This window comes from Pseudonocardia sp. C8 (assembly GCF_014267175.1).
Taxonomy (GTDB): Bacteria; Actinomycetota; Actinomycetes; order Mycobacteriales; family Pseudonocardiaceae; genus Pseudonocardia.
Genome location: NZ_JACMTR010000002.1, coordinates 5615822 through 5637859, shown reverse-complemented (window position 1 = coordinate 5637859; position 22038 = coordinate 5615822). Strand labels below are relative to the sequence as shown.

The window sequence follows — 22038 nt, the reverse complement described above, 5'->3', positions numbered from 1 at the left end:
CTCCTCACCGTCCCGGCCCACGCCCGGAGGCGCGGATCAGTTCGCGATCGCGACCGGGTCCGGCGCCTTCCCGACGACGAGGGCGCCGGTGCCGCCGGCCGCCGCCGGGTCCAGGTCGACCCGCACGGTGTCGCCCTCGCGGACCGCGCCGGAGAGCAGCTCGCGGGCGAGCTGGTCGCCGATCGCGCTCTGCACCAGCCGGCGCAGCGGGCGGGCGCCGTAGACCGGGTCGAACCCGTTCATGGCCAGCCACTCGCGGGCCGCGTCGGTGACGTCCAGGGTCAGCCGCCGCTTGGCGAGCCGCCGCTCCAGCACGCCGATCTGGATGTCGACGATGTGGGTCAGCTCGTCGGTCGACAGCGCGTGGAACACCACGACGTCGTCGAGCCGGTTGAGGAACTCCGGCTTGAAGTGGCTCCGGACCACGGCCATGACCGCGTCCTTGCGCCCCTGGTCGTCGAGCGACTGGTCGGCGATCGCCTGGCTGCCGAGGTTCGAGGTCAGCACGAGGATGGTGTTGCGGAAGTCCACCGTGCGGCCCTGGCCGTCGGTGAGCCGGCCGTCGTCGAGCACCTGCAGGAGCGTGTCGAAGACGTCCTGGTGGGCCTTCTCCACCTCGTCCAGCAGGACGACGGTGTACGGCCGCCGCCGCACCGCCTCGGTGAGCTGGCCGCCCTGGTCGTAGCCGACGTAGCCGGGCGGGGCGCCGACCAGGCGGGCCACCGAGTGCTTCTCGGAGTACTCGCTCATGTCGATGCGGACCATCGCCCGCTCGTCGTCGAACAGGAACTCGGCGAGCGCCTTGGCCAGCTCGGTCTTGCCGACACCGGTCGGGCCGAGGAACAGGAACGAGCCGGTCGGCCGGTTCTCGTCGGCGACCCCGGCCCGGGCCCGGCGGACCGCGTCGGACACGACCCGGACGGCCTCCTCCTGGCCGACGACGCGCCGGCCCAGCTCCTCCTCCATGCGGAGCAGCTTGGCGGTCTCGCCCTCCAGCATCCGGCCGGCGGGGATGCCGGTCCAGGAGCTGACGACGTCGGCGACGTCGTCCGGGCCGACCTCCTCCTTGAGCATGACCTCCTCGTGCTTCTCCTCCACGACGGCGGTCTTCTCGGCGAGCTCCTTCTCCAGGGCCGGGATGCGCCCGTAGCGCAGCTCGGCGGCCCGGCCGAGGTCACCGTCGCGCTCGGCCCGCTCGGACTCGCCGCGCAGCTGCTCGAGCTGCTCCTTGAGCTCGCGGGTCGCCTCGATGGCCCCCTTCTCGTTCTGCCAGCGCGCCGTCAGCGCGGACAGCTCCTCGCGCTTCTCGGCCAGCTCGGCGCGCAGCGCGACCAGCCGGTCGGCGGAGGCGGCGTCGGACTCCTTCTCGAGTGCCATCTCCTCGATCTCCAGCCGGCGCACGGCCCGCTCCACGGTGTCGATCTCCACCGGGCGCGAGTCGATCTCCATCCGGAGCCGGGACGCGGCCTCGTCGACCAGGTCGATGGCCTTGTCCGGGAGGAACCGGGCGGTGATGTAGCGGTCCGACAGGGTCGCCGCGGCGACCAGGGCGGCGTCGGTGATCCGGACGCCGTGGTGCACCTCGTAGCGCTCCTTGAGGCCGCGCAGGATGCCGACGGTGTCCTCGACGCTCGGCTCCCCGACCAGCACCTGCTGGAAGCGGCGCTCCAGGGCCGCGTCCTTCTCGATGTGCTGGCGGTACTCGTCGAGCGTGGTGGCGCCGACCATCCGCAGCTCGCCGCGGGCGAGCATCGGCTTGATCATGTTGCCGGCGTCCATCGCGCCCTCACCGGACGCGCCTGCCCCGACGATCGTGTGCAGCTCGTCGATGAACGTGATGATCTCGCCGGCCGAGTCGGTGATCTCTTTGAGGACGGCCTTGAGCCGCTCCTCGAACTCGCCGCGGTACTTCGCGCCGGCGACCATCGAGCCCAGGTCGAGCGCGACGACCCGCTTGTTGCGCAGCGACTCGGGCACGTCACCGGCCACGATCCGCTGGGCGAGCCCCTCGACGATCGCGGTCTTGCCGACACCCGGCTCGCCGATCAGCACCGGGTTGTTCTTGGTCCGCCGGGACAGCACCTGCACGACGCGGCGGATCTCGGTGTCCCGGCCGATGACCGGGTCGAGCTCGCCGTCCCGGGCCCGGGCGGTCAGGTCCTGGCCGTACTTTTCCAGGGCCTGGTAGCTGCCCTCCGGGTCCGGGCTGGTCACCCGGGCCGACCCGCGGACCTTGCCAAAGGCGTCGCGCAGCGCGTCCGGGGTGGCGCCGTGGCGCTGCAGCAGCTGGGCGACCTGGCCGCCGGACCGCGCGAGCCCGACCAGCAGGTGCTCGGTGGAGACGTACTCGTCGCCCATCTCGGTGGCGAGCTGCTGGGCGGCGGTGATCGCGGCGAGTGCGTCCCGGGACAGCTGCGGCGCGCTGACCGAGGAGCCGGACGCCGACGGCAGCCGGTTCCCGAGCTCGGTCAGTTCCTTCCGGACGGCGTCGGCGTCCGCACCGACGGCGGCGAGCAGCGGCGCGGCGATGCCGTCCCCCTGGGCCAGCAGCGCGCCCAGCAGGTGGGTCGGCCCGACGTCGGGGTTGCCGGCCAGCGTCGCGGCCTGGACGGCGGCGGAGATGGCCTGCTGGGTACGGGTGGTGGGGTTGAAGGAGTCCATGCTCCGCGTTCCTCCCGGTCCTTCCTTCTTCGATGAGTGGCTCTGTCGTGGGGAAGCGGCACCGCGGCCGGCTGTCGCACAGTCTGCCCGGCCGGTGCGCTCTCGACAGCTACAACGTCAGGAAAGTTGAGTCCATTCCACTCAGGGCAGGTTTTTTCCGGCGGTGTCCGGGCCGGCTGGGATACTGCGCGGCGTGCCGGACGATCCGCTGCTCCGCAGCCTGCTCGCCGCCGTCGAGGCCGCCCCCGGGGACGTGCCGCTGCGGCTGCACGTGGCCGACATGCTCGCCCGGTCGGGGCGGGCCGGGGAGGCGCTGCCGCACGTCAGCGCAGCCCTGGCCGCGGCGCCGGGGGACCCGGACGGGCTGGCGCTGCTGCAGCGGGTGACGGCCGAGCTCGCCGGCGGGGCGGCGGCCCCCGCCGAGGGGCCCGCGGACGGCCCTGCGGCACCGGCCGGCGGCAGCCCCGGGAGCGGGCGGGCAGCCACCCCCTCGGGGCCGGAACCGGACCCGCCCGGGCCCGCGCCGTTCGACTGGGACCGCGCCGAGGACGAGTTCGCCGGCCTCGAGCCCGCCCCGCTGCAGGAGGTCCCGTCCGGGGCCGGGGATCTCGGCGAGACGTCCCGCCCGGGCCTGCGGCTCGCCGACGTCGCCGGCATGGAGCACGTCAAGGAGCGCCTGGAGCTGCAGTTCCTCGGGCCGGCCCGCAACCCGGAGCTGGCGAAGGCGTTCGGCTCGCGGACCAGCGGCGGTCTGCTGCTGTACGGGCCGCCCGGCTGCGGGAAGACGTTCCTCGCGCGGGCCGTCGCCGGGGAGCTGGGGGCCGCGTTCACCGAGATCGGGATCGCCGACGTCCTGGACATGTGGATCGGCCGCAGCGAGCGCAACCTGGCCGACCTGTTCGCCGCCGCCCGCAGCCGGGCCCCGTGCGTGCTGTTCCTCGACGAGGTCGACGCGCTCGGCCAGAAGCGCGCCCACCTCAGCCACTCCGGGGGGCTGCGCAACACCGTCAACCAGCTCCTGTCCGAGATGGACTCCTGGGCGGAACGCAACGAGGGCGTCTACGTGCTCGGCGCCACCAACCACCCGTGGGACATGGACCCGGCGCTGCGCCGGCCCGGCCGGTTCGACCGCATGCTGCTCGTCCTCCCGCCGGACGCACCGGCCCGGGCCGGGGTGCTCCGCCACCACCTGCGCGACCGCCCGACCGGCGAGCTCGACCTCGACAAGGTGGTGCGGGCGACCGAGCACTTCTCCGGGGCCGACCTCGCCCACGTGGTCGACACCGCCGCGGAGCGGGCGATGGCCGCGTCCGTGCGGGACGGCCGGATCCGGCCGCTGAGCACCCGGGACCTGCTGCGGGCGGCCAAGGAGACCGGCCCGAGCACCGGGCCGTGGTTCGCGACCGCCCGCAACGTGGCGCTGTTCGGCAACGTCGACGGCAGCTACGACGAGCTGGCCGCCTACCTGAAGCGGAACCGGAAGCTGTGACCACCGCGTCCCCGGACCAGGTCGCGTCGAGCGCGGCGCACCTGGCCGACACCGGCCGCCGATCCGACGCCGAACGGCACCTGCGGGCCGCGCTGGCCGAGCACCCGCAGCATGTGACGCTGCTGCGGGTGCTGTCCGCCGTGCTGCTGCGTGACGCCACCGACGACGACCGGGTCGAGGGCCTGGCCGCGGCCGAGCAGGTGTGCGCGCTGGAACCCGGGCGGGAGGACGGGCACCGGCTGCGGTCCCTGCACCTGTCCGGGCTGGGCCGGCACGCCGAGGCCGTGGAGGCCGGCTTCCGGTCGGTGACGCTCGCCCCGGACGACGCCGGCGCCGCCACCGGCTACGCCCGCGTGCTGCAACGGTCCGGCCGGCTCCACGACGCGCTCCAGGTCGCGCACCGGGTCGTCGCGCTGGCACCGCAGCAGGCGGCCTCGCACGCGCTGCTGGCCGACGTGGCGAGCGACCTGGGCCGGCGCCGGCTCGCCCGGGACGCCTACGCCGAGACGCTGCGCCTCGATCCCGGGCACGCCGCGGCCCGGCACGACCTCGCCGTCCTCGACTCCCACGAGCGGCACCCGGCGCGGGCGCTGCGCGGGCTGATCGACGCCGGCCGGCTGGCCCCGGACGAGCCGCTCGTCCTGCAGAACGTGGCCGCCGTGCTGTGGCAGCTGGCGTGGCGGCTGCGGATCCTGCTGCTCCTCGGGGTGTTCGTCGTGATCGGGGTGTGGTCCGGGACCGGTGCGGCGGCGGTGCCGACCCGGATCGCCGCGGCCGGGGTGCTGGTCGCGGCGGCCGCGCTGATGCGGTGGGAGACCCGGACCGTGCCGGCCGGCAGCGGAGCGGTGCTGCGGGCCGCGGTGCGCGGCGACGGGCCGCTCGCCGTCACCACGGCCGGGCTCGGCATCGCGCTGCTGCTCTACCTGGCGGTCGCCGTCACCGGGGTGGGGTTCCTCGCGGCCGGGGTGTGGGCGGTGCTCCTGCTGCTGGCCGTGATCGCCGTCGTCGTGGGCCTGGTCCGGACCCGGCGGCGGCGTTAGGCCTGGTGCGGGCGGCGGCGCAGCGCCCGGGAAGCGCCCGCCCCCAGGTGCGTCGTGCTCGGGAACCGGCGCCGGGCCGGCCGCGGCGCCCGCTGCGGCGTCCCCTTCGCCCCGAAGAAGTCGCCGCCCTTGCGGGCCGGGTCGTCGGTGCCCCAGGCCCGCCGCTGCGTCACCCGCTCCATCCGCGGGATGTGCTTGCGGCAGTGGATGTAGGCTTCCTCGACCTCGACGACCACCCAGCGCTCCGCGCGCCGCCCGGCCGCCCGGTCCCGGGCGTGACCGGGGAAGGCGGCACGGAAGGCGTCGTCGTCCATGATCCGGGCCCGGCCGTTGACGTGCAGCCCGATCAGCGACTCGGTGAAGTCGACCATGAGCAGGCCGATGTGCGGGTTCTCGACGAGGTTGCCGAGGCTGGCGTAGACGCCGTTGCCGCGGTACTCGGGGTAGGCCAGCGTGTGCTCGTCGATGACCTCGACGAACCCGGGCGGCCCGGCGCGCAGCGAGCTGTCGCACTCGCCGTGGCCGTCCGCGGTGGCGATGAACGCCATCTCCATCCGGCCGATGAACTCGACCATCCGGGGGAGCAGGCGGTCACGCAGCTGGTCGCCGTAGAAGCGGTCCGCGCGGTCCGTGCTGCCGACCTGGTCCTGGAAGACGTGTTCGCCCGCGGAACCCGGCCGGATCACGTCCGGGGGTGCGTCGCCGTGCGAAGGGGTGTCCGGATCGGTGACGGGACGCTCCCGGCCAGGAAGCACCGGGACGGGGGTTCGCAGCGGCACGACCACCACCGTGCCATCCGCGGAGCGCAGGACCAAACCGACCGCCCGAATGCCACACACCGCCCCGCCATGTCGGGCATGTCACGGCCGGGCGCTATCCTCAGTGCGGCGCCACCCACGCCATCACGAGTGACCTCCGGCCCCGAACGGATGATTCCTGACCATGCGTACCCGCTGGCTGTCGTCGAGTGCGCCGGCCGTCGTACGCCGTTCGAGCAAACGGAGTCTCTCGCGTACCCTAACCGGCGGTGAGCAGGCGTTGATGGCCGGTGTCACCACGGCACGGAGCACGACCGAGGAGAGTGTCCGCCAGGCATGACTGCTGACCAGCTGATCGCCGGCGACGTCGCCCCGCCGCGACGCCCCGCCTCGGAGGCGGACCGGACCGTCGAGCTCATCCGGACCAGCTTCGCGCACGTCGAGCCGCAGATCGAGGACGTCGGCAAGCACTTCTACGCCACGCTGTTCACCCGGGCCCCGGACACCCGCGACCTGTTCCCGGTGAACATGGAGGTGCAGCGCAGCCGCCTGCTGCGCGCCCTCGTGCACGTCGTCCAGATGATCGACCAGCCGGACGACCTCGTCCCGTTCCTCCAGCAGCTCGGGCGCGACCACCGCAAGTTCGGCGTGCTCTCCCAGCACTACGACGCCGTCGGGTACGCACTGATCTCCTCGATCGCCGCCTACTCCGGCGCGAACTGGACCCCGGAGGTCGACCGGGCCTGGAACAGCGCCTACGGGATCGTCGCCGACGCGATGCAGCAGGCCGCGGCCGCCGAGCGGGGCCCGGCGTCCTGGCTCGGGCGGGTCGTCGACCACCGCCGGATCGGCTGGGACCTGGCCGTCGTCACCGTCGCGGCCGACCAGCCGGTCCCCTACCAGGCCGGCCAGTACGTCTCGGTGGAGACCCCGCACCGCCCGCGGCTGTGGCGCTACCTCTCCCCGGCGAACGCGCCGCGCCCCGACGGCACGATCGAGTTCCACGTCCGCGCGGTCGACAACGGCTGGGTCAGCCGGGCGATCGTCGCCCACAGCCGGGTCGGCGAGACCTGGCGCATCGGCCCGCCGATGGGGCGGATGGCCGTCCCGCAGGACACCGACCGCGAGCTGCTGATGGTGGCGGGCGGTACCGGCGTCGCCCCGATGAAGGCCCTGCTCGACGAGGTGCGCCAGCGGCGGCGCCCGCCGCGCACGCAGGTATTCGTCGGCGGCCGCACCTGGGACGATCTCTACGACTTCACCGCGCTGCGGAAGCTGTCGTTCAGCTACCCGTGGCTGGACGTGATCCCGGTCGTGGAGCACGAGGACGAGCCCTCCGGGGCCGAGACCGGCACCCTGGCCGACGTCGTGACCCGCTTCGGCGCGTGGAACGACCACGACGTGCTGGTCTGCGGCTCGCCGGCGATGATCCGCTCGACGGTGTCCCGGATGCTGGTGGCGGGCACGCCGCTGGACCGGATCACCTACGACCCGTTCACGATGGACTGAGCCGGCCGCTCACCCCCGGCGCACACTTATGGAGCTTTAGTCCTGTGGCACGGGACTAAAGCTCCATGAGTGGGAAGGGGTAGGGGATCAGAAGGCGTCGACGGTCCGGACCGACAGCACGTGCAGGGTGCGGGAGCCGCGGAAGGCGTCCCGGCCGTGCAGGAACCGGTAGTTGTCGAGGACCAGCAGGTCACCGGCCTCCATCCGGAACCGTGGGGCCGCCTCGAACGCCGTCGCGAGCAGGTCGGCGTACTCCTCGATCCGCGCCAGGTGCTCGTCCCACTCCGGGACCCGCGGGACCGGCAGGGCGTAGTCGCTGGCCCGGACGGCCCGCCGTCCGCCGCGGGTGAACTCGACCATCCGGCGCAGCAGCGGGGTGTCGGGCACCCCGCGCGGCGGGTTCACCCGGCTGCCGAAGAAGTCGACGTCGGCCTCGCGCAGGAACGCGTGCAGCCCGCGGTGGTCGCCCGCCAGCCGGTCGACGAGCGCGTAGCCGTCGACGAGCACCGAGTCCCCGCCGGACGGCGCCGGCTCCGAGCAGTGCATGAGCAGGTAGTCCTCGTCGGGGTCGCGCAGCCGCACGGTGTGCCCGTGGACGTCGCCCTGCAGGTACGCGCCGTCGTTGTGCAGGCCGAGCACCGGCGAGTCGGTGCCGCCCTGTGGCCGGATCCCGAACAGCTCGCGCAGCCGCCCGCCCAGCAGCCGGGCGGCCGCGACGACCAGCACCTCCGGGTCGGCACCGGCGTCCGGGATCCGGACCACGCCGTCCTCGGCGAGCACCGACCGTGCGTCGTCGAACGCCGCCGCCCGGGGCACCACGCCGGTCTCGTCCACCAGGCCCTTCAGTTCGGGCCGGGCCTCGCCCTGCCGCCGTCCGTCCGCACCGGTCCGTGCCACGTCACGCCCTCCTGCCTCACGTCTGTACTCGCACAATACTGGCAGGAACTACCGTCTCTCAGAACTCTCCGGACGGGCCGGTCGTCCGGCGCCGCTCGAGCTCGCGGCCGAGCCCGTTCACCAGCAGGGCCGTCCCCACGACGGCGAGAGCGGGCAGCACGACGAGCTGCGGGGCGTTGAACAGGTACTGGCGCCCCTCGGCGAGCATCGCGCCCCACTCCGGCGTCGGCGGCTGCGGTCCGAGCCCGAGGAACGACAGCCCGGCCACGGTGAGCAGGACGTTCGCGAACCGCAGGCACAGGTGTGCCAGCAGCGGCCGGGTGAGGTTGGGCAGCACGTGCCGGAACGCGATGCGCCCCGGCCCGGCGCCGAGCGCGACCACCCCTTCGACGTAGTCCCGGGACCGCTCCCGCACGACGAGCTGGTAGGTGAGCCGGGCGAACGGGGTCCAGCCCGTGACGACGATCGCCACCAGCAGCGACCACAGTCCGGGTGCGCCGCCCGCCGCCGCGACGACGACGAGACCGACCAGGACCGCAGGGATCGCGACGAGGACGTCGATCACCCGCTGGAACAGCTGGCCCACGACCCGGCCGGCCCAGCCGGCGACCACGCCGAGGACGGTGCCGGTCACCGCGCAGATCGCCAGGACGACGAGCGTGAAGCCGACCGAGATCCGGGCCCCGCCGGCGAGCCGGGCGAGCACGTCCCGGCCGAGCTGGTCGGTGCCGAGCGGATGCTCGAGCGAGGGTCCGGCGAAGCGGTGCGCCAGGTCGTTCGAGGTCGGGTCGAGCGGCAGCACCGCACACCCGACCAGCACGACGAGGAGCGCGACCGCGCCGACCTGCAGGGGGCGGCGCAGCCGGGCCGCCCGCCCCGCGGCGAGCGGGCGGCGCTCCGCCACGACCCCGGCGCTCACCGGGCCACGCTCCGGCCGGCGGAGGGCGAGCCTCCCGGCGCTCACCGGGCCTCTCCCCGGGCGACCGGGTCCAGGGCGAGCGCGACCAGCTCGGCGAGGATGCCGGCGAGCGCGGCCACCACGATGACCGCGAGCAGCCCGGCCTGGATCACCGGGAGGTCCTGACCGAGGACGGCGTCGTAGAGCAGCCGGCCGAGACCGGGCACGGCGAAGAGCACCTCGACGACGACCGATCCGCCGAGCAGCCCGCCGAGGAACAGCCCGGACATCGCCGTCACCGACGTCAGGGCGAGCCGGCCGCCGTGCCGCCACAGCACGGCCCGCCCGGACAGCCCCTTCGCCCGGGCGACGGTCACGTGGGACCGGCCGAGGGCGTCGATCGTCTCGGCCCGCACCAGCTGGGCGGCGAGGGCGGCCGGGAAGGCCGCGAGCGTGACCACCGGCAGCACCGCCTGCGCGGGCGTGCCCCAGCCGGTCGCGGGCAGCAGCGGCAGGGTGACCGCGAACGTCAGCACCAGCACCGTCCCCAGCACGAACTCGGGCACCGCGACGCCCAGCACGGCGCCGGTGCTCAACGCCCGGTCGAACGTGCCGCCGGGCCGCCGCGCGGCGCGCACGCCGGCCGGCACGCCGACCACCCCGGCGACGACGAGCGAGGCCACGGTGAGCACGAGCGAGACGCCCAGCGCCGGCCACAGCAGCCCGGCGACCGGGGTCCGGCTGGCGTAGGAGATGCCCAGGTCACCGGCCAGAACGGCGCCCGCCCACGCGGTGAACTGGTCCCACCAGCTGCCGTCGAGGCCGTACCGCGCGCGCAGGGCGGCGAGCACCACCGGGTCCGGGTCGGCCTCGCCGGTCCGGCTGCGCAGCACCGCCAGCGCGGTGTCCTGACCGGAGAAGCGGGGCAGCAGGAACACCAGCACCGCCCCGGCCGCGACGACCACCGGCAGGGCCAGCAGCCGCCGGAGCAGCACGGCGGTCACCCGGTCTTCGCCAGCCCGGGGACGACGAGCGTCTTCGCCAGCGGATCGACGGTGTAGCCCGCCACCTGGCTGCCGACCCCGCCGGCGCGGGTGTGCACCAGGGGAACCCCGACGACGTCGGCGTTCAGCTTCGCGGCCGCCCGGGTGAAGACCTCCTGGCGGGCCGCGGGGTCGGTCCGGGCGGTCAGCGGCGCGAGCAGCGCGTCGAACTCCGGCGAGCAGTACCGGTTGATGTTGTACGAGCCCCGGCAGGTGTAGTCGGTCCTCAGCGTGGCGCCGGCGTCCGGGACGTCGAGCAGGTAGCTGCGGGACGCCAGGTACATGTCGTACCTGCCGGCCAGCAGGTCGGCCTCGCGGGCGTCGTAGTCGCCGACCCGGATGGTCGCCTCGATGCCGGCGGCCCGCAGCATCTCCTGGACGGCGGTCGCCAGCGTCGGCAGCTCGGGCCGGTTGGCGTAGGTGCCCAGCTCGACACGCAGCGGGCGGGACGGGCCGAACCCGGCCTCCGCGAGCAGCCGTCGGGCCCGGGCGGGGTCGGCGGGCGGCGGGGGTTCCTGGGAGCCCCAGCTCACGGCCGGGCCGAACAGCTCGGACGCCGGCACCGCGGACCCGGCGAGTGCCTGCTCGCCGAGGGCGGCCCGGTCGACGGCGGCGGCGACCGCCTGCCGGACCCGGATGTCGGAGAACGGGGCCCGGGACTGGTTGAGCAGCAGCGACGCGGTCCGCGGCGCGGCAACCGACTCGTTGACGTAGCCGTCGCCGGTGAACTCCAGGGCGGTCGCCTCGGGGAGCTCCTGGGCGATGTCGGCGTCCCCGGCGCGCAGGGCGAGCGCGCGGGCCGCCGGGTCGGGCACGAAGTTCGCCGTGACGCCGGCGAGCTGCGGCCGCTCCCCCCAGTAGGTCTCGTTGCGCTGCAGCTCGACCGACTGGGTCCCGTCGAGCCGGGTGATCGTCATCGGTCCGGTGCCGGTGCCCTGCACCGCCGGCGGGTCCGACGCGTACGCCGACGGCGCGAGGATCGCGGTGTTCGCGCTGCTCAGGCGCAGCGGCAGGATCGGGTCGGGCGCGGTCGTGGTGACCCGGACGGCGGTCGCGCCGTCCGGGGCCGCGGTGAGCCCGATGCCCCGGACCGCGCGCGGTGGGGCCTCGACGCCGGCCAGCCGGTTGAGCGCCGTCGCGACGGCGTGGCCGGTGAGCGGCTCGCCGTTCTGGAAGGTGACGCCCGGCCGGAGCGCGAACCGCCAGGTCCGCGGGTCGGTCCGTGCCCACTCGGTGGCCAGCGCGGGACGCGGCCGCCCGTCCGCGCCGGAGGCGACGAGCGGCTCGGTGACGCCCAGCTGCGACAGCACGAACGCGTCGTCGGTGTCGATCGCGTAGCCGGCGCCGGGCCCGAACGCCATGGCGATGGTCAGCCGTCCGTCGGGGACGATCCGGCCGGTGCCCTCACCGGAGCCGCCGCAGGCGGCGAGCAGCACGGTGCTCACGGCGAGGGCGGCGGCGATCCGGAGCCGGGAACGGCGGCGCGGTGGGACGGCGGCGGGCATCAACAGGGCACTCCTCTCCGGCACCGGCGGAGGATCCCGCGGGCACCCGGAAGATCCTCTGAAAGAGTGAGCAACCGGTCAAGGAACAAGCCGAGTGCGCATATGTGCTTACTGCCATAAAGTCGCGACTGCAACTCAAACCTGGTAGTACGGCCAGGTGCATCGCAGTCTCCGCCACCGGCCCACCGGACCCGACGCCGCCCGGTGGGCCCGGTTCACCGCGTTGCCGCCGGTCATGAAGCTGCTGATCTCGACGCAGCTGGCGTTCAACGTGGGCTTCTACATGGTGCTGCCGTACCTGGCGACGCACCTCGCGGAGGACCTCGGGCTGGCGGCGGCCGCCGTCGGGCTGGTGCTGGGGCTGCGGACGTTCAGCCAGCAGGGCATGTTCGTCGTCGGCGGCGCCCTCACCGACCGGTTCGGTGCGAAACCCGTCGTGCTGGCCGGCTGCGCCCTCCGCGTGATCGGGTTCATCCTGCTGGGCGCGGCCGGCACGCTGCCCGCGGTGATCGGCGGGGCTCTGCTCACCGGGTTCGCCGCGGCGCTGTTCTCGCCGGCCGTCGAGTCGTCGCTGGCCCGCGAGGCGGGCGTGCGGGAGCGGGCCGGGGAGGGCCCGGCCCGCACCGAGGTCTTCGCGTTGTTCGCCGTCGCCGGCCAGGTCGGCACGGTGACCGGCCCGCTGGTCGGGACGGCGCTGCTGCTCGTCGACTTCCGTACCGCCTGCCTGGTCGCGGCCCTCGGGTTCGTGCTGATCGGGCTGGCCCACTGGCGGTGGCTGCCGTGGCGGGCGGCCGAGCAGGCGGGCCGGCCGATCCTGGCCGGCTGGGGCGAGGTGCTGGGCAACCGCCGGTTCATGGTCTTCGCGGCGGGCTACTCCGGCTGGCTGCTCTCCTACAACCAGCTCTACCTGGCGCTGCCCGCCGAGCTGGAACGCGTCGACCGGACCGCGGCGCTCGGGTTCCTGTTCGTGCTGATGTCGGTGCTGGTCATCACGCTGCAGCTACGGGTGACGGGCTGGTCGCGACGGATCGGTGCCGGGCGTTCGGTGGTGCTGGGGTTCTGCCTGATGGCGGCGTCGTTCGGGGTCGTCGCGGTCGCCCGGCTGCTGCCCGCCCTGCCGGGGTGGTGGGCGCCGGCCCCGGCCGTGGCGATGGTCGTGCTGCTGACCTTCGGCGAGATGCTCGCGGTGCCGGTCGCGCAGGACCTGGTGCCGCGGCTGGCCGGCGAGCGACGGCTGGGCGCGCACTTCGGGGTGCTCGCCTCGTTCGGCGGTCTGATGGTGCTCGTCGGGTCGACCGGTGCCGGCGCGCTGCTCGATCCGGCGTTCCCGCCCGCGGTGCCGTTCGTGGTGCTGGCCGCGGTCCCGCTGGCCGGCGCGGCCGTGCTGGGGTTGCTGGCCCGCCGGGGCGGTATGGCCCCGGTTCCCGCGTGACGCCGGGGTCGGTCCGGGACCCGCTACTGCGGGTTCGGCCGCCACCGGACGACGGCCTGGCGGCGGTCAACCGGGACCAGGTCCCGGCGGTAGGAGCGATGCACGGCGGCAGCCGCCTGGGCCGCCGCCGCACGCACCGCCTCGAGCTCGGCGGTCGTCTCCTCCAGCCGTGCCCGTAGCTCGTCGACCAGCTGCTCGAGCTCGATGATCCGCTTGACCCCGGCGAGGTTGACGCCCTCCTCCTGGGAGAGCCGCTGCACCTCGCGGAGCAGCGCGATGTCCCGCTGCGAGTAGCGGCGGCCGCCACCGGCGGCGCGACCCGGGCTCACCAGCCCGAGCCGGTCGTAGCTGCGCAGCGTCTGGGCGTGCAGACCGGAGAGCTGCGCGGCCACCGAGATCACGAACACCGGACTGTCGTGCCCGACGTCGGCGTTCCCGTCCGAAGGTCGTCCGGCCACCGCACTCACCTCCTGGCGTTCCCGAGCAGGTCGGCCCGCGGGTCGAACGACTTCGTCGCCTCGGCGTACGCCTGCAGCGCTTCCGTCGCCGCCTGGTCCAGCTTCTGCGGCACCGCCACCTCGACGGTGACCAGCAGGTTGCCCTTCTTCCCGTTCCTCCGTTCGACCCCGCGCCCGGCGACCCGGAACGTGCGCCCGCTTGCGGTCCCGGGCGGGATCTTCAACGAGACGGTGCCGTCGAGCGTGGGCACGGTCAGGGTCGCACCGAGGGCGAGCTCGGTGAAGGTCACCGGAACGGTGACGGTGATGTCGTCGGGGTTCTTCGCCGACCGCCCGAAGACCTTGTGCGGTGTGACGCTCACCGTGACGTACAGGTCACCGGCGGGCGCGCCGCCCCGGCCCGGCTCGCCCTGCCCGGGGAGCCGGATCTTCTGGCCGTCGTCGACGCCGGCCGGCACCCGCACCGACAGCGAGCGGGTCCGGGTGGCCACGCCGTCGCCGTGGCACTCGGGGCACGGGTCGTCGATGATCCGGCCGGTCCCGCGGCAGTCGCGGCACGGCTCGGAGAACGCGAACGCGCCCTGGCTGCGGGTCACCAGGCCGGCACCGTTGCAGGTGGGACAGGTCCGCGGCGTGCTGCCGGGCCGGGACCCGGTGCCGCCGCAGCGCTCGCAGCGTCCGGGCGACGACAGCGTGATCGGCAGGGTGGCGCCCTTGACCGCGTCGGCGAAGGAGATGGTCAGGCTGCTCTCGACGTCCTGGCCGCGCCGCGCCCCGGTGGGGCCGTAGCCGCCGCCGGCACCGCCGCTGTTGCGGGCCGCCCGGCCGAAGATGTCGCCGAGGATGTCGCTGAAGTCGCCGGCCCCGCCGCCGGAGCGTCCGGCCTGGCCGAACAGGTCGTTGATGTCGAAGCCGCCGGGCCCGCCTGCGCCACCGGCCCCGCCGGGGAAGCCGCCGCCGGTGCCGAACCCGCCGAAGCCGCCGCCGCCCGCGAACATCGCGCGGGTCTCGTCGTACTCCTTGCGCTTCTTCTCGTCACCGAGCACGCCGTAGGCCTCGGAGACCGCCTTGAACCGCAGCTCGGATTTCTCGTCGCCCGGGTTCGCGTCCGGGTGCAGCTCGCGGGCGAGCTTGCGGTACGCCTTCTTGATCTCGTCCTGGGACGCCGTCGAGGAGACGCCCAGCTCGCGGTAGTAGTCCTTCTCGATCCAGTCGCGCTGGGTCATTCCGCCTCCTTCCCGTTCACGCCAGCGGTACGGCGGGAGTGCACCCGCACCCCGCCGTACCGCACGGCCACGTCCCTGTACGCCCCGGTCAGGCCGGGTTGCCGGGCTCGCCCGGGGTGGGTTCGCCCGTCTCCTCCGCCGCCGGGGCCTCGGCCTCGGGGCGGTCCTGCACGGTCACCATCGCCGGCCGGAGGACCCGGTCGGCGATCCGGTACCCGCGGCGCAGCACCGTGGTCAGCACGGTGACCGTCGGGCCGGGGCCGTCGGCCGGTTCGTGCTGGACGGCCTCGTGCAGCTGCGGGTCGAACCGCTCGCCCTCGACCCCGAACGGCTCCAGGCCGAGCTTGGTGAGCACGCCGACGACCTTGTCGGCCGCCGCCTTGAACCCACCGGTGAGGTCACCGTGCTGCTCGGCGCGCTCGAAGTCGTCGAGCACGGTCAGCAGGTCGCCGACGAACGAGACCTTCGCCGCGAGCTTGGCCTCCTCGCGGTCCCGGTCCGCCCGGCGCCGGTAGTTCGCGTACTCGGCGGTGACGCGCTGCAGGTCCGCGGTGCGCTCGGCGACCTCGGCGGTGAGCTTCTCGACCTCCGGGTCGACCCCGTCGGCCGGACCCGCGACCGGGTCGGTGTCAGTCCCGGCCGGGGCCGCCTGCTCGGCGGCCCCGTTCCCGGTGGCGTCCCCGCCCGCGGTGCGGACCTCGCCGGTCTCCGGGTCCACCTTGCGGCGGTCCCGGAAGGTCACCGGCTCCTCCTGCTGCTTCTCGTCTGCCATGTCGACCGTCCCGTCTCCTGGATGGCCGTCGGCCGTCACTTGCTGCCCTTGTCCTTGTCGTCGTCCACGATCTCGGCGTCGACCACGTCGTCCTGCTGCTGGTCACCGGAGGCGGCACCGGACGCGCCGGACGCACCGGCACCCGCAGCGTCCTCGGCACCCGGCTGCGAGTACAGGGCCGACCCCATCTTCTGGGACTCGGTGGCGAGCTTCTCCATCGCGGACTTGATGGCCTCGGTGTCGGTGCCCTTGAGCGCCTCCTGGGTCTCGCCCAGTGCGGCGTTCACCGAGTCCTTGACGTCGGACGGGAGCTTCTCGTCGTTCTCCTTGACGAACTTCTCCGTCTGGTAGACGAGGGTCTCCGCCTGGTTGCGGGTCTCGGCCTCCTCGCGGCGCTTGCGGTCCTCGTCCGCGTGCGCCTCGGCCTCCTTGACCATGCGGTCGATGTCGTCCTTGGACAGCGCCGAGCCACCGGTGATCGTCATCTCCTGGCTCTTGCCGGTGCCCATGTCCTTGGCGGACACGTTGACGATGCCGTTGGCGTCGATGTCGAAGGACACCTCGATCTGCGGGACGCCGCGGGGGGCCGGCGGGAGGCCGGTCAGCTCGAACATGCCGAGCTTCTTGTTGTACGCGGCGATCTCCCGCTCGCCCTGGAAGACCTGGATCTGCACCGACGGCTGGTTGTCGTCCGCGGTGGAGAAGATCTCCGAGCGCTTGGTCGGGATCGTGGTGTTCTTCTCGATCAGCTTGGTCATGACGCCGCCCTTGGTCTCGATGCCGAGGGACAGCGGGGTGACGTCCAGCAGGAGGACGTCCTTGACCTCGCCGCGCAGCACACCGGCCTGCAGGGCGGCGCCGGCGGCGACGACCTCGTCCGGGTTGACGCCCTTGTTGGGCTCCTTGCCGCCGGTCAGCTCCTTGACCAGCTCGGTGACGGCGGGCATCCGGGTGGAACCGCCGACGAGCACGACGTGGTCGATCTGGTTGACCGAGATGCCGGCGTCCTTGATGACCTGGTGGAACGGCTGGCGGGTGCGCTCCAGGAGGTCAGAGGTGATCTTCTGGAACTCCGCGCGGGTCAGCGTCTCGTCGAGGAAGAGCGGGTTCTTCTCGGCGTCGACCGTGATGTAGGGCAGGTTGATGCTGGTCGAGGACGAGCTGGACAGCTCGATCTTCGCCTTCTCGGCGGCCTCGCGGAGCCGCTGCATCGCCATCTTGTCCTTGGTCAGGTCGATGCCCTGGGACGACTTGAACTTGTCGACCAGCCAGGTGACGATCCGCTCGTCCCAGTCGTCACCACCGAGGTGGTTGTCGCCGTTGGTCGCCTTGACCTCGACGACACCCTCGGCGATCTCCAGCAGCGAGACGTCGAACGTGCCACCACCGAGGTCGAAGACCAGGATGGTCTGCTCCTTCTCACCCTTGTCCAGGCCGTAGGCCAGCGCGGCCGCGGTCGGCTCGTTGACGATACGGAGCACGTTCAGGCCGGCGATCTGGCCGGCCTCCTTGGTCGCCTGCCGCTGGGCGTCCTCGAAGTACGCGGGGACGGTGATGACGGCGTCGGTGACCTCGTCGCCCAGGTAGGCCTCGGCGTCGCGCTTCAGCTTCTGCAGCACGCGGGCGCTGATCTCCTGCGCCGCGTAGGTCTTGCCGTCGATCTCCGGGGTCTTCCAGTCGGAGCCGATGTGGCGCTTGACCGAGCGGAAGGTGCGGTCGGCGTTCGTGACGGCCTGGTTCTTCGCCGACTGGCCGGTGAGAACCTCGCCGTTACGTGCGAACGCGACCACGGAGGGCGTGGTGCGGGACCCCTCCGAGTTCGCGATCACCGTCGGCTCGCCACCCTCGAGGACGGCGACGACGGAGTTGGTGGTCCCGAGGTCGATACCGACCGTACGAGCCATGGTGACTGCCTCCGTTGAGCGTTGGGTACGTATGTGAGTGCGTCCGGCGCAAGTTGTATCAGGCCGGGGAGCGCGGCGCGCGCCGCCCTTGAGTGTGGCTTGCTCAACTTGCCTTCACCGGGGACAACGGGCACCCCGCCAGAGTTGTTCCCACCCGGCTCAACTTTTTCCCGGCGCCTCGGCAGACCATCGATGACCAGCACGTCGGCGGCGCCTCCCGGTCCCGTGATCGCCGCCGGAGCGGGCCGCGGACGGCTAGCCTGTGACGTGTGGCACGACCGGTCCGGCGCGGGACGTCCGTGCTGCTCGCGCTGGTCGTCGGCGGGGCCGCGCTCGCGGGGTGTGGGGGTGGCGAGCCGGCGAGCCCGTTCCCGCCGCGGCCCACGACCGTCGACGTCGACCGCCTCGACCCGTGCGCGGTCGTCACCGAGTCGCAACGCCGCACGCTCGGCCTCTCGCACGGGCGACCGCCGACGATCACACTCACCCCGACCGGCTCACGCGGATGCGGCTGGAGCGACTTTGCCGGTGGTTACAACTACACCGTGCAGACACTCCCTACGGGCGCGATCGAGTCCGCCGGGGCCGACCAGACCCGGCTCACCCAGGTGTCGGGCTTCGGGGCCGTCGAGGCGACGAGCTTCGGGCCGTCCGCCTCGATACGGGCCGCGGGCCTATCGGCCCCGCCAGTCACCACGGGTCAGGGTCGTCAGCGGCAGGCCCAGGTGACCGAGCTTGTCAGGGTTGACCATCCCGTGCACCGCCTGCACCGAGGCGTCCTCGGCAAGCACTAGTGACCACACGCCGATGAGGTGGCCCTCCGGGTCGATCAGCAACGCGGCCGGCTCGGCCCCCACACCGGTCAGCTCGACCCGGATGCCGGCGCCGGCCATCCGCGACATCAGGTTGCCGACCAGCATCGACACCGGACCGCGACCGTGGACCGGGCGGCTGACCCCGCGCCCGCTCCGACCACCGTCCCCGACGAATCGGGCATCCTCTGCCAGCAGGGTCGTCAGCACCTCCAGGTCACCGTGCTGGGCCGCCCGGAAGAAGGCGTCCGCCAGGCGCCGCCGCTCTGCAAGGTCTGAAGCCCGTCGTGGCCGGCCGACGCGAACGGCGCGCCTCGCCCGCACCGCGAGCTGGCGACAGGCCGCCGGGGACTTGCCGATCGTCGCGGCGATCTCGTCGAACTCGTAGGCGAAGACGTCCCGCATCAACAGCACCGCTCGCTGCTCAGGGGTCAACTGGTCCAGCAGGAGCAGGAACGCGGTGGAGAGCGAATCCGACCAGGCCGCGGCATCTGCCAGATCGGTCAGCCCTTCCACTGCGGGCTCGGGCAACCACGGGCCGACATACTGTTCCCGGCGCACCCGGGCGGAGCGGAGATGGTCGATCGCCAGCCGCGTGGTCACCGTCGTGAGGTAGGCGCGCTCCGAATCCACCTGCTCACCGCGAGCCAATGCGCGCTCGAGACGGATGAACGCCTCCTGCACGACGTCCTCGGCGTCCACGAAGCTGCCGAGCATGCGATAGCTCAGCGCCAGCAACGCCGTTCGGTGCTGCTGATACGCGCGTTCGAGTCGGTCGTCGGCCATGCCCATCACAGCGATTCTGACGGTGCAGCCCCGCTTCCCGTGACGGGCGCCGTCACAGCCGGCGACGCCATCTCGTCAGGGACATCGTCACGACCCCGACGAACGGAGCGTATCGACGTGTCCACTGCGCTGTGGATCGCCAGCGGAATCCTCGCGGTGATCTTCATCGGTTCGGGCCTTGCCAAGTCCACCATGTCCCGAGACCGCCTGCTCGCCACCGGCCAGAGCGGCATCGCGCCGTTCCCCATGCCGGTGGTCCGGCTGACCGCACTGTGCGAGATCGCCGCGGGGATCGGGCTGTTCGCTCCGTGGCTCACGGGAGTCGCCCCGGCCCTCACACCGGCCGCCGCTGTCGGCCTGTGCGTGGTGATGGCCGGCGCCGCGATCTCGCATGCCTCACTGGGTGAGCCCAAGCAGGTGGCCGTGAACCTGGGCCTGCTCGGCGTGGCCGCGTTCGTCGCGGCCGGTCGGCTCGCACAGTTGTACTGAGCCGGGGAGACCACGGATGCCCACCACGTACCTGGCCGTCATGCTCGTCGCCATCCTGGCCAACGGATTCTCCGGTATCGGAGCGCTGCTCCACATCAAGGCCGCCCTCCGACCCATGGACCGTGCCGGTGTACCCCGCAGCTGGATGACCTTCCCGATCGGCACGCTCAAGACGGCCGGAGCCGCGGGTCTCCTGCTCGGTCTGGCCGGAGTACCGCACGTCGGCCTCGCCGCCGCAGTTGGACTCACGCTCTTCTTCGTCTGCGCCGTCCACACCCACATACTGGCCGGCGACTACGCACCCCAGTTCTGGCTGGCTCTCGCCTTCCTGGCCACCGCGGTCGCCGCGGTCACGGTGAACGTCGGCCCGTACCTCGGGCCATGAGGGTGAACGCCGCCAGGGCGATCCCGATGATCAAGAGTCCGGCGACGTCGCCGACGAGGTGGACCCACTCCTGGGGATCCACGGCGACGTGCCCGGCCATGACCGCAGCGTGCGCCAGGCTCGACCAGACGGTGAACCAGATCAGAGACAGGTGCCGGTACGGGTCGCGCGCCGCCCGGAGCAGGAAGAGGCCCAGTACCACGCAGATCGCGGCGATCATGTGCTCGTACTCGCTCTGATGCGGTTGCCAGCGGAATCCCGCGGGCCAGAGCTTGGTCATCGGGTAGACGGCGACGAAACCGACCCCTGCCACGACCACGGTCGCGCGGAGGAGGCGCTCCCGACTCACGACGTCGGCCTATCGCTGGCGATCCAGGGCATCTGACGTTCTCCCCCTCAGCGGTCGGGGCCGCGCTCCTGCGGGTGTCAAGTCCTTGCGCCGCACACGGTACCCCCCTACGGTATCGACACATACCCCCTACTAGTACGGAGTATGACCATGGGTACGACAACAACCCGCTCCAGCACTCGCTGGTGGGCACTCGCCCTGATCGCAACCGCCCAGTTCATGGTCATCATGGACACTTCGATCATCGGCGTCGCGCTGCCGCAGATGCAGGCCGACCTGGGGTTCACCCAGAGCAACCTGTCCTGGGTGTTCAACGCCTACGTCGTCGCCTTCGGGGGCCTGCTCCTGCTCGGCGGCCGGCTCTCCGACCTCTTCGGAGCCCGGCGGCTGTTCGGCGCCGGATGGCTCATCCTGCTCGGCGGCTCGCTCGTCGCAGGCCTGGCCGGCAACGTCGCCGTCGAGCTGATCGGTCGGACCGTCCAGGGTGCCGGCGCCGCACTCGTCGCACCCTCGGCACTGACGTTGCTGATGATGCTGTTCGGATCCGATCCGAAGGAACTCACGAAGGCGCTGGCGCTCTACGGTGCCGCAGCCCCTGCCGGTGGCACCGCCGGGGTGTTCCTCGGTGGCGTGATCACCGAGTACATCTCGTGGCCGTGGGTGTTCTACATCAACGTCCCGATCGCGGTGATCGCCCTGGTCGGAACCGGTGCGCTGATGCCGGCCGGTGCCGTGAGTGGTCGCGGATCGGTCGACCTCGTCGGCGCACTGACGGTCACCCTCGGACTCGCCGCCGTGGTCTACGGGATCGTGCGTGCACCCGAGGTCGGCTGGAGTGCGGGTGAGACCTGGGCCGCCATCGGCATCGCCGCCGCACTGCTCGTGGCCTTCGTGATCTCACAGGCTGCCAGCCGCCAGCCGCTGATGCGCCTGTCGATCTTCCGCACGCCCGACCTCGGCGCCGCCAACCTGGCCCAGGTGTTGCTGGGCGGGGCGTGGATCCCGATGTGGTTCTTCCTCAACCTCTACCTGCAGCAGGTGCTCGGCTACACCGCCTTTCCCTCCGGGGCCGCGCTGCTCCCGATGACCGTCCTGATCATGATCGGCATGATCGCGCTCGCGCCGCGGGTCATCGGCCGGTTCGGGCCGAAACGCCCGATCGTCCTGGGAATGGCGATCCTCGCCCTCGGCATGGGGTGGCTGTCCCTGGCTCGTCCCGACGGGAACTTCTGGGTCGACGTACTTCCGGCCTCCCTCGTGGCCGCACTCGGCATGTCGCTGGCCTTCATTCCCTCCCTCGGTACCGCCATCTCCTCGGCCCGGCCCGAGGAAGGGGGACTGGCCTCCGGCATCGTCAACACCAGCTACCAGGTCGGATCCGCCCTGGGCCTGGCTGCGATGACCGCCGTCGCCGCCGCCTACGGCGCCGACCAGCTCGGGGATCCGACCGCCCTGACCACCGGCTTCTCGGCCGCGTTCGTCGGTGCCGCCGTCGTCGCCCTGGCCGGTGCCCTGCTCGCCGCCGTCACGCTCCGATCGTCGGCGGGCGGCGCCGGTGAGCCGGACCCGGCCGGCACCGGTGGCGCGGATCCGGCATCCGCGTGACCTGATTTCTCCGGATCGGG

At 73.0% G+C, this 22038-nt stretch carries 20 protein-coding genes; 8 read left to right on the top strand and 12 right to left on the bottom strand.

Annotated features, from left to right (window positions below):
* Window positions 1-36: 36 nt before the first annotated feature.
* Entirely contained in the window at window positions 37-2661 is a 2625-nt protein-coding gene (clpB, locus tag H7X46_RS26750; RefSeq protein ID WP_186361978.1) for an ATP-dependent chaperone ClpB, read from the bottom strand.
* A 193-nt stretch (window positions 2662-2854) separates the two neighbouring features.
* Here clpB and H7X46_RS26745 point away from each other — a divergent pair, with 193 nt between their 5' ends.
* Both H7X46_RS26745 and H7X46_RS26740 read left to right on the top strand, forming a co-directional pair.
* Window positions 2855-4150, top strand: a complete 1296-nt coding sequence (locus H7X46_RS26745; RefSeq protein WP_186361977.1) for an ATP-binding protein — start codon at window positions 2855-2857, stop codon at window positions 4148-4150.
* On the top strand, window positions 4147-5190 hold the full coding sequence (locus H7X46_RS26740; RefSeq protein WP_186361976.1) for a tetratricopeptide repeat protein: 1044 nt from the start codon (window positions 4147-4149) through the stop codon (window positions 5188-5190). The genes H7X46_RS26745 and H7X46_RS26740 overlap by 4 nt, the downstream gene beginning before the upstream one ends.
* On the opposite strand, the gene H7X46_RS26735 is transcribed toward H7X46_RS26740, so the two are convergent.
* Complete coding sequence (locus H7X46_RS26735; protein WP_370588988.1) at window positions 5187-5969, bottom strand: pyridoxamine 5'-phosphate oxidase family protein; 783 nt, start codon at window positions 5967-5969, stop codon at window positions 5187-5189. The genes H7X46_RS26740 and H7X46_RS26735 overlap by 4 nt on opposite strands.
* Window positions 5970-6284: 315 nt before the next feature.
* Between H7X46_RS26735 and H7X46_RS26730 the strand changes: the two genes are divergently transcribed.
* Entirely contained in the window at window positions 6285-7457 is a 1173-nt protein-coding gene (locus H7X46_RS26730; RefSeq protein WP_186361974.1) for a globin domain-containing protein, read from the top strand.
* Between the two features lie 87 nt (window positions 7458-7544).
* Here the strand turns inward: H7X46_RS26730 and H7X46_RS26725 are convergent, their stop codons facing one another.
* The 4 genes from H7X46_RS26725 to H7X46_RS26710 are packed head-to-tail and all read right to left on the bottom strand — an operon-like array spanning window position 7545 to window position 11800.
* Entirely contained in the window at window positions 7545-8354 is an 810-nt protein-coding gene (locus tag H7X46_RS26725; protein ID WP_186361973.1) for a TauD/TfdA family dioxygenase, read from the bottom strand.
* 58 nt (window positions 8355-8412) lie between these two features.
* Complete coding sequence (locus H7X46_RS26720) at window positions 8413-9318, bottom strand: ABC transporter permease (RefSeq protein WP_186361972.1); 906 nt, start codon at window positions 9316-9318, stop codon at window positions 8413-8415.
* Entirely contained in the window at window positions 9315-10256 is a 942-nt protein-coding gene (locus H7X46_RS26715; RefSeq protein ID WP_186361971.1) for an ABC transporter permease, read from the bottom strand. Before H7X46_RS26715 ends, H7X46_RS26720 begins: the two co-directional genes overlap by 4 nt.
* Window positions 10253-11800 (bottom strand): ABC transporter substrate-binding protein, encoded by a 1548-nt coding sequence (locus H7X46_RS26710; RefSeq protein ID WP_186361970.1) that lies wholly within the window; start codon window positions 11798-11800, stop codon window positions 10253-10255. Before H7X46_RS26710 ends, H7X46_RS26715 begins: the two co-directional genes overlap by 4 nt.
* A 157-nt stretch (window positions 11801-11957) precedes the next feature.
* On the opposite strand from H7X46_RS26710, the gene H7X46_RS26705 reads away from it, so the two are divergent.
* Complete coding sequence (locus tag H7X46_RS26705) at window positions 11958-13232, top strand: MDR family MFS transporter (RefSeq protein ID WP_370588987.1); 1275 nt, start codon at window positions 11958-11960, stop codon at window positions 13230-13232.
* A gap of 23 nt (window positions 13233-13255) precedes the next feature.
* On the opposite strand, the gene H7X46_RS26700 is transcribed toward H7X46_RS26705, so the two are convergent.
* From H7X46_RS26700 to dnaK, 4 genes are all read right to left on the bottom strand, one after another.
* Window positions 13256-13690: a heat shock protein transcriptional repressor HspR gene (locus tag H7X46_RS26700; protein ID WP_186361969.1), complete on the bottom strand. Its 435-nt coding sequence runs from the start codon at window positions 13688-13690 to the stop codon at window positions 13256-13258.
* A 5-nt stretch (window positions 13691-13695) separates the two neighbouring features.
* A complete protein-coding gene (dnaJ, locus tag H7X46_RS26695) occupies window positions 13696-14916 on the bottom strand; it encodes a molecular chaperone DnaJ (protein ID WP_186361968.1) in 1221 nt (406 codons plus the stop codon).
* An 88-nt stretch (window positions 14917-15004) separates the two neighbouring features.
* Window positions 15005-15688, bottom strand: coding sequence for a nucleotide exchange factor GrpE (gene grpE / locus H7X46_RS26690; protein WP_186361967.1), 684 nt, complete (start codon window positions 15686-15688; stop codon window positions 15005-15007).
* 35 nt (window positions 15689-15723) lie between these two features.
* On the bottom strand, window positions 15724-17592 hold the full coding sequence (gene dnaK, locus H7X46_RS26685; protein WP_186361966.1) for a molecular chaperone DnaK: 1869 nt from the start codon (window positions 17590-17592) through the stop codon (window positions 15724-15726).
* 269 nt (window positions 17593-17861) lie between these two features.
* Between dnaK and H7X46_RS31005 the strand changes: the two genes are divergently transcribed.
* The gene (locus tag H7X46_RS31005) at window positions 17862-18386 is read left to right on the top strand and encodes a DUF3558 family protein (protein ID WP_370588986.1); all 525 of its coding nucleotides are present in this window, start codon (window positions 17862-17864) and stop codon (window positions 18384-18386) included.
* Here H7X46_RS31005 and sigJ read toward each other — a convergent pair.
* The gene (gene sigJ, locus H7X46_RS26675; RefSeq protein ID WP_222131448.1) at window positions 18267-19196 is read right to left on the bottom strand and encodes an RNA polymerase sigma factor SigJ; all 930 of its coding nucleotides are present in this window, start codon (window positions 19194-19196) and stop codon (window positions 18267-18269) included. The genes H7X46_RS31005 and sigJ overlap by 120 nt on opposite strands.
* A gap of 111 nt (window positions 19197-19307) precedes the next feature.
* Between sigJ and H7X46_RS26670 the strand changes: the two genes are divergently transcribed.
* On the top strand, window positions 19308-19679 hold the full coding sequence (locus H7X46_RS26670) for a DoxX family protein (protein ID WP_186361964.1): 372 nt from the start codon (window positions 19308-19310) through the stop codon (window positions 19677-19679).
* A 16-nt stretch (window positions 19680-19695) separates the two neighbouring features.
* Window positions 19696-20064, top strand: coding sequence for a DoxX family protein (locus tag H7X46_RS26665; RefSeq protein ID WP_186361963.1), 369 nt, complete (start codon window positions 19696-19698; stop codon window positions 20062-20064).
* Here the strand turns inward: H7X46_RS26665 and H7X46_RS26660 are convergent.
* The gene (locus H7X46_RS26660) at window positions 20030-20413 is read right to left on the bottom strand and encodes a DUF6632 domain-containing protein (protein WP_186361962.1); all 384 of its coding nucleotides are present in this window, start codon (window positions 20411-20413) and stop codon (window positions 20030-20032) included. The genes H7X46_RS26665 and H7X46_RS26660 overlap by 35 nt on opposite strands.
* A gap of 150 nt (window positions 20414-20563) precedes the next feature.
* Here H7X46_RS26660 and H7X46_RS26655 point away from each other — a divergent pair, with 150 nt between their 5' ends.
* Window positions 20564-22018: an MFS transporter gene (locus H7X46_RS26655; RefSeq protein ID WP_186361961.1), complete on the top strand. Its 1455-nt coding sequence runs from the start codon at window positions 20564-20566 to the stop codon at window positions 22016-22018.
* The last annotated feature ends 20 nt before the right edge of the window (window positions 22019-22038 follow it).